Raw genomic sequence first — 12,759 nt, forward strand, 5'->3', positions numbered from 1 at the left:
GGGCCCCGGATGCGGCAGACTGGGGCCCGGGAACCGCGACCAGGGAGGAACCGGTGGCAGCGCAGAGCGAGGGTGACCAGAGCGAGAAGGCCATGGAGCCCCGGCAGGACCCGTGGTGGCCCCAGGTCGACGGCGGGCACCCGATCACCGAGCTCATGGCCCCCACGCAGGGCGCGGCGTCGCCGTTCGGCGAGACCGAGTTCCCCCTGTCGGCCGAGCAGCTCGGCTACGAGCACCCGCACACGGAGATCAATCGCTGATGGCCGTCGCCGGCCTCCTCCTCGCGGCGGGGGCCGGGCGCCGGATGGGCACGCCCAAGGCGCTGGTCGCGCTGGACGGCGAACCACTCGTGGCGCGGTCGCTCCGGGCCCTTCGTGACGGCGGGTGCGACCCGCGGGTCGTCGTGGTTGGGGCGGCCACCGACGCGGTCACCGCAGCGGTGCACGACGCCGACCCGGCGGCCGTCGTCGTCCCCGCGCAGGCGTGGGAGCGCGGCATGGGCGAGTCGCTGCGCGCCGGGCTCGCGGGCCTCCCGGGGGACCCGGACGCCGTCCTGGTCCTGCTCGTGGACACACCCGGGATCGGCCCGGAGGCCCTGGCCCGGGTCGCCGCGGCCGCGACGCCCGGCAGCATCGTCCGCGGCGGCTACGACGGCCGGCCGGGCCATCCGGTGGTGTTCGGCCGCGACCACCTGGCCGCGGTGGCCGCCGCCGCGCACGACGACGTCGGGGCACGGGGCTACCTTGCCGGGCGGGACGACGTGCGGGCCGTCGAGGTCGGCGACGTCGCCACCCGGGACGACGTCGACACCCCGGCCGATCTGGCCCGGCTGGCATCGGACTAGAGCGCAGGAGGGCTGAACAGTGGCGGTCCCCGGACCCGGCTACGCGATCACCGCACGCGTCGAGGCGCCCGCGAGCGCGACCGCGGCGGGCGACCTCGCCGTCGCCGTCGGGCGCGTCGGCGGCGTCATGACGGCGTTCGACGTCGTCGAGTCCCGGGCGGACTCGATCATCGTCGACATCAGCTGCAACGCCCTGTCCGAGCGGCACGCGGAGGAGATCACCGACGCGCTCGACGCCCTGGACGGGGTGCGCGTGCGCAACGTCTCCGACCGCACGTTCCTGGTCCACCTCGGCGGGAAGATCGAGGTGACCGCCAAGGTCGGCCTGCGCACCCGCGAGGACCTGTCCCGGGCCTACACGCCCGGCGTCGCGCGGGTCTGCCAGGCCATCGCCCGCCGCCCGGACGACGCGCGACGGCTGACGATCAAGCGCAACACCGTCGCCGTGGTCACCGACGGCTCGGCGGTCCTGGGGCTCGGCAACCTGGGCGCCGCGGCCGCGATGCCGGTCATGGAGGGCAAGGCGGCGCTGTTCAAGCGCTTCGCCGGGGTCGACGCCTGGCCGGTGTGCCTGGACACCCAGGACACCGAGGAGATCATCCGGACGGTGGAGATCCTCGCGCCCGCCTACGGCGGCATCAACCTCGAGGACATCGCCGCGCCCGCGTGCTTCGAGATCGAGGCCCGGCTGCGCGACTCGCTGGACATCCCCGTCTTCCACGACGACCAGCACGGCACCGCCGTCGTCGTCCTCGGGGCGCTGCGCAACGCGCTGCGGGTGGTGGGCAAGCGGGCCGAGGACTGCCGCATCGTGGTGTGCGGGGTCGGGGCGGCCGGGTCGGCGATCATCCGGCTGCTGCTGCCGCTGGGGCCCGCGGACCTGATCGCGGTCGACGTGGACGGGATCATCCACCCCGACCGGGAGGGCCTGCACCCGTCGCTGCGATGGGTCGCCGAGCAGACCAACGTCGCGCGCCGCACCGGCGACGTGCACGACGCCCTGCCCGGCGCGGACGTCTTCATCGGCGTCTCGGCGCCGAACCTGCTGCACGCCGACGACATCAGGGGCATGGCGGACGACGCGATCGTGTTCGCGCTCGCGAACCCCGACCCGGAGATCGATCCCGGCATCGCCCAGCACCACGCGGCCGTCGTGGCCACCGGACGCTCGGACTACCCGAACCAGATCAACAACGTGCTCGCCTTCCCGGGCATCTTCCGCGGCCTGCTCGACGCCCAGGCCCGCGGGATCACCGACGCGATGCTGCTCGCCGCCTCCGCGGCGATCGCGGACGTCGTGTCCGAGCCGAACCCGCTGTTCATCGTGCCGAGCGTCTTCGACTCCACCGTGTCGCCCGCGGTCGCGTCCGCGGTGCGCAAGGTCGGCGAGGCGGGGGAGGCGCAGCCGTCCTCGGTGCAGGAGGCGCTCGACGCCGGCGCCGAGTCGGCCGAGGGCGTCGCGGAGAAGGAGGACGCGTGAACCGCCACCTGACCCACGTCGACGAGACCGGCGCCGCGCGCATGGTCGACGTCGGCGACAAGGAGGTCACCCGGCGCGTGGCCACCGCGAGCGGCGTCCTGCGGACCACCGCCGAGGTGTGCGCGGCCCTGCGCGACGGCACCGTGCCCAAGGGCGACGCCCTGGCCACCGCCCGGATCGCGGGCATCATGGGCGCCAAGCGCACGCCCGACCTCGTCCCGCTGTGCCACCCGATCCCGCTCGCCGGGGTCACGGTCGACCTCGAGGTGGGCGAGTCCGAGGTGCGGATCGCGGCGACGGCGCGCTCCGCGGACCGCACCGGGGTGGAGATGGAGGCGCTGACGGCCGTCTCGGTGGCGGGCCTCGCGCTGCACGACATGGTGAAGGCGCTCGACCCGGCCGCGACGATGGACGGGGTGCGGCTGGAGCGCAAGGAGGGCGGCCGGTCGGGCGTCTGGACCAGGCCGGAGGGGCGATGACGCGGGCGGAGCGACGGGGAGGGCGGCGATGAACGAGCCGTTGCGCAGGGCGCGGGTGGTCACGGCGTCGAACCGGGCCTCGACCGGGGTGTACGAGGACCGCGGCGGTCCGCTGATCGTCGCCTGGCTGCGGGAGCGGGGCTGGTCGGCCGACGACGCCGTCGTCGTGCCCGACGGGCAGCCGGTGGCGGACGCGCTGCGGGCGGCGGTGGCCGACCGCGTCCAGGTGGTCCTGACGACGGGTGGCACCGGCATCTCGCCGACCGACGGCACCCCGGAGGCCACGCGCACGGTGCTCGACTACGAGGTGCCCGGGATCGCCGACGCCGTCCGCGCGGCCGGGGCGGAGACGGTGCCGACGAGCATGTTGTCCCGCGGCGTCGCGGGGGTCGCCGGGCGCACACTGGTGGTCAACCTGCCCGGGTCGCCGGGCGGGGTGAAGGACGGTCTGGCGGTGCTCGAGCCCGTGCTCGAGCACGCCGTCGACCAGATCCAGGGAGGGGACCACCGGTGAGTGCACCCAGCACCCGCGCCGTCGTGCTGCGGGCCGCCGTCGGCGAGGAGCCGCTCGACGTCGCCGAGCACGCCGCGCTGGTGGACGGGCCGCGCAGCGGGGCGGTCGTCACGTTCGCCGGCGTGGTGCGCGACCACGACCACGGCCGCTCGGTCCGGACGCTCGACTACGAGGGCCACCCGTCGGCGGGATCGGTCGTGGAGGAGGTGGCCGCCGACGTCGCGGGCCGCTTCTCCGGCGTCACCGCGATCGCGGTGTCCCACCGGGTCGGCCCGCTCGCGATCGGCGACGTCGCCCTGGCGTGCGCGGTCGCGGGGGAGCATCGGCGCGAGGCCTTCGACGCGTGCAGCGAGCTGGTCGACGAGGTGAAGCGCCGCCTGCCGGTGTGGAAGCGCCAGGAGTTCGCGGACGGCTCCGAGGAATGGGTCAACTGCCCGTAGGCCGTCGCCTCCGGCGATGCGCGAGTGGCGCCGTTCTGACGTCAGGTGTCAGCAACGGACCAGCGCTGACCCACACACGACGACCCCCGCCGGAGCTCGGGGAACCGGCGGGGGTCGTGGTGCGGAGAGGTCAGCTCAGGGCGAGCTGCTGCCCGACGGCCAGCGTGTCGGGGTCGGCGATCGCGTTGCGCTGCGCGATCTGCTCCCAGCTCACGCCGTGCGCGGACGCGATGGAGCTGAGGGTGTCGCCGGAGGCGACGGTGTAGCCACCGGCCGGGGCGACGGCGGACGGGGCCGGCGCCTTGATCGCCGCGGCCTCGCCCTTCTTCTTGGACGACGACGAGCCGGACGACGAGCCGGACGACGAGCCGGACTTCGACGAACCGCTGTCGCCGTTCGACTTGTTCGAGGTCTGACCGGTCTTCTTGGAGCAGGTCGGCCAGGCGTTCATGCCCTGCTCGGCCTTGACCCGCTCGGCGACCTCGATCTGCTCCTCGCGGCTGGCGTTGTGGGCGCTGCCCGAGCCGCCGAAGGCCTTCCACGTGGACGGGGTGAACTGGAGCCCGCCGGAGAACCCGTTGCCGGTGTTCGTCGACCACTTGCCGCTGGACTCGCACTGGGCGAGCTTGTCCCAGTCGGTGTCCGCGGATGCCGTGCCGGCCGTGAACGCGAGCGGGGTGGCCGCGAGCGCGCCGACCAGCGTCAGCTGGGCCGCCCGTCGGGTGAGGGCGCGCGCCAGCGACTCTTCGGAACTACGAAGCATGACCTCTCTCGTCGCACCGCGCCCCACGATGCAGTCGGCCGGGAGTGATCTCCCCGACGGATCGTCGACCGGTTCCACGCGGCCTCACCGTGGGTACGCCGTGGGCGCACCATGCCTCTGCTCGCTCGGCCCGTCCGGTCCGCACCTCTCGTATCGGGTCACCCGGGGCCGCTGGACGGGCGTCGGACGCGGCGACCTCGGGGCTGGTCGATGGCCGTTCTCGAGACGGCCGAGAGCGAACGGTACGGAGCACACAGGTTCTTTCAAGCCTCTCTCAGATTCCGGGTATTCACCCCATCGGCGACTTGTAACGGCTCCTGCTCGCCGTTATTGCAGGTCAACGCGGCGTGACACCATGTTCAGGCAGATGTCACACGGTTGTGACTCAGGGTCGATGTGTCGCTCTCGTCACGGTGGTCGCGGGCCCGCCTGCGTCGTGTGCCACTGCAACCTGAGCAGCACCGACCCGCGTGAGGGACGATGAACCGGTGACAGCCGCCACCGAATTCGACGGACCCGACGCCGTCGCCGCCGCCCTCGAACGCACCGGGTACCTCGCCGACGCGGGTCTCGCCTCCGCCGCGTTCCTCGCCCTGCGCATGGGACGGCCGCTGTTCTGCGAGGGCGAGCCCGGCACCGGGAAGACGGCCCTCGCCCAGGCCCTCGCCGAGGTGCTCGGCGCGCCGCTGGTCCGGCTGCAGTGCCACGAGGGGATCGACGCCGCGCAGGCCCTCTACGACTGGGACTTCCCGCGCCAGCTGCTGCACCTGCGCACCGCCGAGGCGGCCGCCTCGGCCTCGGGCAGCGCCCTGGACGCCGACGCCGTCGAGGCCTCCCTCTACGACCGCCGTTTCCTGCTCGCCCGCCCCGTGCTGCAGGCCCTCCAGACGACGCCGAGCGTGCTGCTCGTCGACGAGGTCGACCGCGCCGACGACGAGTTCGAGGCGTTCCTGCTCGAGGTGCTCGCGGAGAACTCGGTGACGATCCCCGAGATCGGGGTCGTCCGGGCCGAGACCCCACCGCTGGTGGTGCTCACCTCCAACCGCACCCGCGAGGTGCACGACGCGCTCAAGCGGCGGTGCCTGTACCTCTGGCTCGAGCACCCCGACCTCGCGCGCGAGGTGGCGATCCTGCGCTCGCGCATGCCGCAGCTGTCCGAGGAGCTCGCGCAGCAGGTGGCGCAGGCCGTCCACCGGCTCCGCGGCCTCGACCTGCTCAAGCCGCCCGGCGTGGCCGAGACGCTCGACTGGGCCGCGGCGCTGGAGCTCATCGGCGCGCGCCACCTCGACCTGGAGTCGGCGACGACGACGCTGGGCGCGGTGCTGAAGTACCGCGAGGACGCCGACCGGGCCCGCGACGCGCTGGACGCCCTGCTCGCCTCATGACGACCGCCGACCGGGGCGGGAGCACCGACGGGCCGGCTCCCCGCCCGCACGCCGGCGCGGTGCTCGCCTCGGGCATCGTCGACTCGCTGTCGACGGTGCCCGACGACGACGCCGTGCTGCGCGACTTCGTCGCCTTCACCCGCCTCCTGCGGCACGCGGGGGTGCCCGTCACCCCCGATCGCACCGCCACCTATCTCCGGGCCCTGCGCGAGGTCGACGTCGCCAGCGAGGTGGCGACCTACTGGGCGGGGCGGCTGACGCTGTGCTCCGACCCCGACGACGTCGCCCGCTACGACCAGGCGTTCCACGCCTGGTTCTCCTCCGACCCGCGCGAGCAGCGGATGGGGCGCCCCGCCCCGCCGAAGCCGCGCACGGCCACGATCGCCGCGCTGAACCCGCCCGAGCGGTCGGGGCAGGGCGAGGAGGACGACGACGTCCCCGAGCTCAAGGTCGCCGCGTCCGGTGAGGAGGTGCTGCGCGACCGCGACATCGCGGAGCTGACGATCGGCGAGCGCGAGCACCTGCGACGGATGCTCGCGCTGCTCACGCCGGACCCGCCCCGCCGCCGCGCCCGACGGCGCCGGCCCGACCGGCGCGGGGAGGCCGACGCCCGCCGCACCCTGCGCGCGACGCTGCGCCACGCCGGGGAGGTGCCCGGGCTGGCGCGCAAGCAGCGCCGGGAACGGCCCCGCCGGGTGGTGATCCTGCTCGACGTCTCCGGGTCGATGGCGCCCTACGCCGACGCCCTGCTGCGGTTCGCGCACGTGCTGACCCGGCGGACCCCGCAGGCGGTGGAGACCTTCACCCTCGGCACGCGGCTGACCCGCGTCACCCGCGAGCTGCGCCAGCGCGACCCGGAGCGCGCGCTGCGCGACGCCGGGTCCGCCATCCCGGACTGGTCGGGCGGCACCCGGCTCGGCGAGGTGCTGGCGGCGTTCCTCGACCGGTGGGGACAGCGCGGCGTCGCCCGCCGCGCGGTCGTCGTCGTGTTCTCCGACGGCTGGGAACGCGGCGGCACCGACCTGCTCGGCGAGCAGATGTCCCGGCTGGCCCGCCTCGCCCACACCGTGGTCTGGGTGAACCCGCACGCCGGCAAGCGCGGCTACGAGCCGGTGCAGGGGGGAATCGCCGCGGCCCTCCCGCACGTTGACCGATTGCTGGCCGGTCACTCGCTGGCCACCCTGCAGGAACTCACGGAGGTGCTCGCCGATGCGTGACGTGCTCGGAACCCTCGAGGGGTGGTGGACCGAGGGACGCCCGACCGCGCTGGCCACCGTCGTCGGGACCTTCCGCTCCGCCCCCCGCCAGCCCGGGGCCTCGATGCTCGTCGGTTCGGACGGGCAGGCCGTCGGCAGCGTCTCCGGCGGGTGCGTGGAGGGCGCGGTCTACGAGCTGGGCTCGGACGTCCTCGGCGGCGAGGACCCGACGCTGCAGCGCTACGGCGTGTCCGACGACGACGCCTTCGCGGTCGGCCTGACCTGCGGCGGCATCCTCGACGTGTTCGTCGAGCAGGTCGACCGCGAGAGCTACCCGCAGCTCGGGGAGATCGCCGAGGCGGTCCGCGAGCACCGGCCGGTGGCCACCGCGACGATCGTGTCCGGGCCGGGGGTCGGCCGCCGCCTCGTCGTCTGGCCGGACCGGGTCGAGGGCACGCTGGGCAGCGAGCGGCTCGACGACGCCGTGCGCGACGACGCCCGCGGCCTGCTCGCGGCCGGGCGCACCACGCTGGTCACCTACGGCACCGACGGCGAGCGCCGCGGCGAGGGCCTCGGGGTGTTCGTCGAGTCGTTCGCGCCGCCGCCCCGCCTGATCGTCTTCGGCGCGATCGACTTCGCCGCCGCCGTCGCGCGGATCGGGAACTTCCTCGGGATGCGCGTGACGGTGTGCGACGCCCGCCCCGTCTTCGCGACGACGAGCCGGTTCCCGGAGGCCCACGAGGTGGTCGTGGAGTGGCCGCACCGCTACCTCGCCGCCGAGGCCGAGGCGGGCCGGATCGACTCCCGCACCGCGCTCGCCGTCCTGACCCACGACCCGAAGTTCGACGTCCCGCTGCTCGAGGTGGCGCTGCGCCTGCCCGAGATCGGCTACATCGGGGCGATGGGGTCGCGGCGCACCCACCTCGACCGGCTGGAGCGGCTGCGCGAGTCCGGGGTGACCGACACCGAGCTCGACCGCATGTCCAGCCCGATCGGACTCGACCTCGGCGCACGGACCCCGGAGGAGACCGCGGTGTCGATCGCCGCGGAGATGATCGCCCGGCAGTGGGGCGGGGACGGCACCCCGCTCTCCGGTCGCGAGGGCCCGATCCACGGCGACTCGAACGTCGAACCCGGCATCCAGGCGGCGGAGCTGACCTCCGGTTCACGCTGACGTGCGACCTACTCGGGGGTAGCCCGGACGATCTCCGCCGAGGCTGCCGAACGGCCGCATCCGTCTGTAACGTGGCCTACACCGAGCAACCGATGGCGGTGGGAGGGGGCAGCGTGGTCCTCGTCGACTCCGTGACCCGTGCGGGCGAGTCTCTGGTGGTGTGCCGGAGGCAGGCCGGCCCGGAGACGGAGGCCGAGGTGGCGTCCGGCGCCCGTCCGGCGCCCGTCCGTGACTCGGCCGGCCGCGGCCACGTCCAGTCCGGCCACGAGCCGCCCCGCCTGGCGAAGTTCCACGTCCCCGAGATCGTCTTCGGGTCCGGGTCGCTCTCCGAGGCCGCCCACGCCGCCGCCCGGCTGGGCGCGCGGCGGCCGCTCCTCGTCACCGACGAGGGCCTCCTGGCGGCCGGGTGGCCGCAGCAGCTGGGCCGGCACCTGCGCGACGCGGGCATGCGGCCGTCGGTCTGGAGCGGGGTCACCCCGAACCCCAAGGACCACGAGATCGCCGCGGGTCACGAGCACTACCGCGCCGAGCGCTGCGACGTCCTCGTCGCGGTCGGCGGTGGGTCGGTGATCGACGCAGCCAAGGGGATCGCCCTGCTCGCGGGCAACGGCGGTGCGATCACCGACTTCGAGGGCGTCGACCGGATGGTCAACCCCATCCCGCCGATGGTGATGGTGCCCGCGACGTCGGGCACCGGCGCCGACGTCAGCCAGTTCTGCATCATCACCGACACGCTGCGGAACACGAAGATCACGATCCTGGGGCGGGCGCTCGTCCCCGACGTCTCGGTGGTCGACCCGCAGCTGCTCACCACGATGCCGGACTGGCTGAACGCCGCCACCGGGCTCGACGCGCTCACCCACGGCATCGAGGCCTACGTCTCCCGGGCCCACAACCCGCTGACCGACCACCACGCGCTGCAGGCGATCTCGCTGGTCGGCGGGCATCTCGAGCGGACGATGGACCACCCGCTCGAGCAGGAGTCGCGGGTGTTCATGGCCCAGGCGGCCCTCGAGGCCGGCCTCGCGTTCACCAACGCGATCCTCGGCGCCGCGCACGCGATGAGCCACCAGGTCGGCGGCCTGCTGGACCTGCCGCACGGCGTGATCAACGGGATCCTGCTGCCGCACGTGGTGCGCTTCAACGCCGAGCCCGACCCGGCCCGCTTCGTCCCCATCGCCCAGGCCCTGGGCTTCCCCGACGCCGTCGGCGGACGGTGGTCGCAGGCGCTGGCCGAGGACGCCTCGGAGTGGGCGGCCGTGGAGGTGCGTCGGCTCGCCGACGAGCTGGGCGTCCCGAAGGGCCTGGCCGAGATCGGCGTGACCGAGGCCGACGTCGAGAAGCTGGCCACGATGACGATGGCCGACGCCTGCCTGTCGACCAACCCCCGCGAGGCGACGCGCGACGACATCGAGGCGCTGTTCCGGCAGGCCCTGTAGGGCACGTGACCGAGCACCGCATCCCCGACGCCCCGGATCTCGACCTCCTCACCGGGATCCGCTCGGGCAAGCCGTCCTTCTACGTCGAGTACCTGGCCTCGGCCGAGCGCCTGCGCCGGGTCATCCACGCGCTCGACCGCATCAGCCGGGCCCTGGTGCGCACCACGGAGGGCCCGGGCACGCTGGTCCGCTCCGTCGCCGAGGCGGCCTCGGAGCACCTGACCGCGCACTGGGTCGTCTTCGCCCTCGCCGACGGCGCCCTCCCCGAGGCCTCGCCGCGCCACCTGGTGCTGGGGCCGGACCTCGTCGAGGTCCCCGTCGACACGGAGGACGCCGGGTCCGAGCTGCCGCCGTTCGTCCTGCGGCACCTGCAGGCGGTGCGCCACGGCGAGCACGACGAGGCCGCCGACGTCGAGCCGGGGCCCGGCGCGGGGTCGCACCACCCCCACGACGCCCACCACCTGCACGTGCCGGTCCGGCTCGACGGGGCCGTGGTCGGCGAGATCGTGGCGTGGACCGGGGTGGAGCGCCGGATCGACGCCACGGACGCCTCGGTGCTGCGGGTCCTCGCGAGCCAGACCGCGGCCGCGCTGCAGAACTCGTCGTTGCACCAGCGCACGCTGCGCCTCTACGACGAGGCCAGCCGGCACGCGGAGGACCTCGCCGCCCGCAACGAGCAGCTCCAGCGCACCCGCGACGCCCTGACCGTCGCCCGCCAGCGCGAGGTGCTCGACTCCGAGCGCCACCGCATCGCCCGCGAGCTGCACGACTCGGTCACCCAGTACGCGCTCTCGGCGGGCATGCAGATCGAGGTCGTGCGCTCGGAGATCCGCGACGAGGGCCAGCGCGAGCGGCTCGAGACCGCCAAGCAGCTCACGCGCCGCGCCGTCGAGCAGCTGCGGTCCGCGATCTACGCGCTCAACCACTCCGGCGAACACGGCCACCGCACGCTGCCGGCGATGCTAGAGGAGCTCTCGACGGTGCACATGCCCTCGGACCTCCGGGTCGAGGTGCGCATCGAGGGGCGTCCGGTGTCGCTGCCCTCGGCGGCGGAGCGCTCGCTGTTCCGCGTCGCGGGGGAGGCGTTGTTCAACGCGGCGGTGCACGCCCAGGCGAACGTCGCGGTCGTCCGGCTCTCGTTCCGCAAGGACCGGCTCGTGCTCTCGGTGGCCGACGACGGGTGCGGCGACCCCGAGCACGTCCGCCGCTCGCTGCGGGTGTCCGCGGCCAACGACATCGACGGCTCGCACCGCGGGCTGGCGAACATGGCCGAGCGGGCCCGCGAGTTCGGCGGCACCCTGGCGGTGCAGCGCGCCCGACAGGGCGGGATCCGCGTGCAGGTGAGCGTCCCGCTGCCGATCGGGGGACCAGAACCGTCAACAACGACGGGGACGGCGACCCCCTCCACGGGCGAGGATGCCCACGGACCGTCCGACCCTGGGAGCACGCCATGACCGACATCCGCATCCCCGCCCGCGCGGCGGTCCGACGCGGCGAGGTCCGCATCGTGCTCGTCGACGACCACGCGATCGTCCGGCAGGGCCTGCGCTCGGTGCTCGAGCGCGAACCGCAGCTCGCGATCGTCGGGGAGGCGTCCAGCGCCGCCGAGGCGCTCGCCGTCGTCGCCCACGAGCGGCCGTCGATCGTGCTGCTGGACCTCAAGCTCTCCACCAGCTCGGACTCCGAGGGCCTGCAGCTGTGCCGCCAGCTCACCCAGGCCCACCCGGGGGTCGGGGTCCTGGTGCTGACGACCTTCCTCGACGACCGGCTGGTGGTCGAGGCCGTGCACGCCGGCGCCCGCGGCTACGTCGTCAAGGACGTCGACACCACCGAGCTGATCGCCGCCATCCGCGCGGTCTCCCGCGGCGAGTCGGCGTTCGACTCCCGCTCCGCGGCCGCGGTCGTGCGCTCGCTCAACGGCCAGCAGCCGCACGGCGAGACGCTCACCGGCCGCGAGCTCGACGTCCTGCGCCTGCTCGCGCGCGGGATGAGCAACCGCACCATCGGGCGGGAGCTGTTCATCTCGGAGACGACGGTGAAGTTCCACGTCGGCAACCTCATGCGCAAGCTGGACGTCTCCCGCCGCGCCGAGGCCGTCTACGCCGCCTCCAAGATGGGCCTGATCTAGACCTCCCCGGTGAACACGACGTCGGTGGCGGCGATCGTCGCCGGGTCGCCGACCAGCTCGACCCCGGTGACGACGCCGTCGACGACCGTGAAGCGGAACAGCGACACGGTCCGCCTCGGGGTGGCGTAGGCGAGGCCCGGGAGGCCGTCGATGAGGACCGGGACCGCCGCCCGTGCCCGTCCGGCGAAGACGCGGGCGACCGCGTCCGCCCCGGTGACCTCGGGTGCGAGGGCCGGCGCCCCGCGACCGACGTTGGCCGTCGCCACGCGCACCGCCACCGGGTCGGCCCGCAGCACCACCTCCGGGTCGAGCAGCTGCAGCAGGGCCCCGAAGTCGCCGTCGCGGGCCGCCGCGAGGAACGCCGCCACCACCTCGGCGGAGGCACGGCCCTCGGCCGGGGCGTCCCCGCGCACGCGGCGGCGCCCCCGGCTGGCGAGCTGGCGCGTCGCGGCGACCGACCGGTCCACGACGGGCGCGATCTCCTCGAACGGCAGCCCGAACACGTCGTGCAGCACGAACGCCAGTCGCTCGGCGGGCGCCAGCCGGTCCAGGACGAGCGTCAGCGCCGGCCCGACCGCGTCGGCGGAGACGACGAGCGACTCGGCGTCGTCGGCCTCGTCCGGGAGGTCCTCGGGCTCCTCGACCTCGGGGCGGCGGGCCCGCAGCTGGTTGAGCGCGATCCGCGCGACCACCGTGGTGAGCCAGCCGCCCAGGTTCTCGATGGCGTCCGGGTCCTCCTGGCGGGCCAGCCGCAGCCAGGCCTCCTGCACGGCGTCCTGGGCGGCGTCGGGCCCGACCAGCCGGCCCGCCACGGCCAGCAGGTGGGGGCGGTGGGCGGAGAAACGGTCGGCCAGATCGGTGGGCCGGCTCATGGCTGTCACATCCTTCGCGTCTCGGGGGTCACGTCCATGACCGAC

Annotated in this window: 12 protein-coding genes and 1 pseudogene; 11 read left to right on the plus strand and 2 right to left on the minus strand. The window is 74.6% G+C overall.

The window, feature by feature from the left end:
- Window positions 1-53 precede the first annotated feature (53 nt).
- The 5 genes and pseudogenes from WCD74_RS06150 to WCD74_RS29930 all read left to right on the plus strand — a co-directional run bounded on the left by WCD74_RS06150 (window position 54) and on the right by WCD74_RS29930 (window position 3,757).
- Window positions 54-260 (plus strand): hypothetical protein, encoded by a 207-nt coding sequence (locus tag WCD74_RS06150; protein WP_337694279.1) that lies wholly within the window; start codon window positions 54-56, stop codon window positions 258-260.
- Window positions 260-844: a nucleotidyltransferase family protein gene (locus WCD74_RS06155; RefSeq protein ID WP_337693949.1), complete on the plus strand. Its 585-nt coding sequence runs from the start codon at window positions 260-262 to the stop codon at window positions 842-844. The genes WCD74_RS06150 and WCD74_RS06155 overlap by 1 nt, the downstream gene beginning before the upstream one ends.
- Before the next feature lie 19 nt (window positions 845-863).
- On the plus strand, window positions 864-2,324 hold the full coding sequence (locus tag WCD74_RS06160) for an NAD-dependent malic enzyme (RefSeq protein WP_337693950.1): 1,461 nt from the start codon (window positions 864-866) through the stop codon (window positions 2,322-2,324).
- Window positions 2,321-2,803 (plus strand): cyclic pyranopterin monophosphate synthase MoaC, encoded by a 483-nt coding sequence (moaC, locus tag WCD74_RS06165; RefSeq protein WP_337693951.1) that lies wholly within the window; start codon window positions 2,321-2,323, stop codon window positions 2,801-2,803. The genes WCD74_RS06160 and moaC overlap by 4 nt, the downstream gene beginning before the upstream one ends.
- 28 nt (window positions 2,804-2,831) lie before the next feature.
- Window positions 2,832-3,757 (plus strand): annotated as a pseudogene (locus WCD74_RS29930) (molybdenum cofactor biosynthesis protein MoaE).
- Between the two features lie 130 nt (window positions 3,758-3,887).
- On the opposite strand, the gene WCD74_RS06180 reads toward WCD74_RS29930, so the two are convergent.
- Window positions 3,888-4,520, minus strand: a complete 633-nt coding sequence (locus tag WCD74_RS06180) for a LysM peptidoglycan-binding domain-containing protein (protein WP_337693954.1) — start codon at window positions 4,518-4,520, stop codon at window positions 3,888-3,890.
- A 488-nt stretch (window positions 4,521-5,008) separates the two neighbouring features.
- Here WCD74_RS06180 and WCD74_RS06185 point away from each other — a divergent pair, with 488 nt between their 5' ends.
- The 6 genes from WCD74_RS06185 (at window position 5,009) to WCD74_RS06210 (ending at window position 11,842) form a co-directional block, all read left to right on the plus strand.
- Window positions 5,009-5,905: an AAA family ATPase gene (locus tag WCD74_RS06185; protein ID WP_337693955.1), complete on the plus strand. Its 897-nt coding sequence runs from the start codon at window positions 5,009-5,011 to the stop codon at window positions 5,903-5,905.
- An 86-nt stretch (window positions 5,906-5,991) separates the two neighbouring features.
- A complete protein-coding gene (locus WCD74_RS06190; RefSeq protein ID WP_373696043.1) occupies window positions 5,992-7,122 on the plus strand; it encodes a vWA domain-containing protein in 1,131 nt (376 codons plus the stop codon).
- A complete protein-coding gene (locus tag WCD74_RS06195; protein ID WP_337693957.1) occupies window positions 7,115-8,275 on the plus strand; it encodes an XdhC family protein in 1,161 nt (386 codons plus the stop codon). The genes WCD74_RS06190 and WCD74_RS06195 overlap by 8 nt, the downstream gene beginning before the upstream one ends.
- A gap of 92 nt (window positions 8,276-8,367) precedes the next feature.
- Window positions 8,368-9,714: an iron-containing alcohol dehydrogenase gene (locus tag WCD74_RS06200; RefSeq protein WP_337693958.1), complete on the plus strand. Its 1,347-nt coding sequence runs from the start codon at window positions 8,368-8,370 to the stop codon at window positions 9,712-9,714.
- Between the two features lie 5 nt (window positions 9,715-9,719).
- Window positions 9,720-11,168, plus strand: a complete 1,449-nt coding sequence (locus WCD74_RS06205) for a MadS family sensor histidine kinase (protein WP_337693959.1) — start codon at window positions 9,720-9,722, stop codon at window positions 11,166-11,168.
- Window positions 11,165-11,842: a MadR family response regulator transcription factor gene (locus WCD74_RS06210; protein ID WP_018332359.1), complete on the plus strand. Its 678-nt coding sequence runs from the start codon at window positions 11,165-11,167 to the stop codon at window positions 11,840-11,842. Before WCD74_RS06205 ends, WCD74_RS06210 begins: the two co-directional genes overlap by 4 nt.
- Here WCD74_RS06210 and WCD74_RS06215 read toward each other — a convergent pair.
- Window positions 11,839-12,714, minus strand: a complete 876-nt coding sequence (locus WCD74_RS06215) for a sigma-70 family RNA polymerase sigma factor (protein ID WP_337693960.1) — start codon at window positions 12,712-12,714, stop codon at window positions 11,839-11,841. The two genes, WCD74_RS06210 and WCD74_RS06215, sit on opposite strands and share 4 nt — an antisense overlap.
- Window positions 12,715-12,759 lie beyond the last annotated feature (45 nt).

Origin of the sequence: Actinomycetospora aurantiaca (genome assembly GCF_037401875.1) — a bacterium.
GTDB classification, from domain to species: domain Bacteria; phylum Actinomycetota; class Actinomycetes; order Mycobacteriales; family Pseudonocardiaceae; genus Actinomycetospora; species Actinomycetospora aurantiaca.

Coding starts and splice junctions, on each gene's coding strand:
- WCD74_RS06155 (WP_337693949.1), top strand. CDS start 260: ATGGCCGTCGCCGGCCTCCTCCTCGCGGCGGGGGCCGGGCGCCGGATG.
- WCD74_RS06180 (WP_337693954.1), bottom strand. CDS start 4,520: ATGCTTCGTAGTTCCGAAGAGTCGCTGGCGCGCGCCCTCACCCGACGG.
- WCD74_RS06195 (WP_337693957.1), top strand. CDS start 7,115: ATGCGTGACGTGCTCGGAACCCTCGAGGGGTGGTGGACCGAGGGACGC.
- WCD74_RS06200 (WP_337693958.1), top strand. CDS start 8,368: ATGGCGGTGGGAGGGGGCAGCGTGGTCCTCGTCGACTCCGTGACCCGT.
- WCD74_RS06210 (WP_018332359.1), top strand. CDS start 11,165: ATGACCGACATCCGCATCCCCGCCCGCGCGGCGGTCCGACGCGGCGAG.
- WCD74_RS06215 (WP_337693960.1), bottom strand. CDS start 12,714: ATGAGCCGGCCCACCGATCTGGCCGACCGTTTCTCCGCCCACCGCCCC.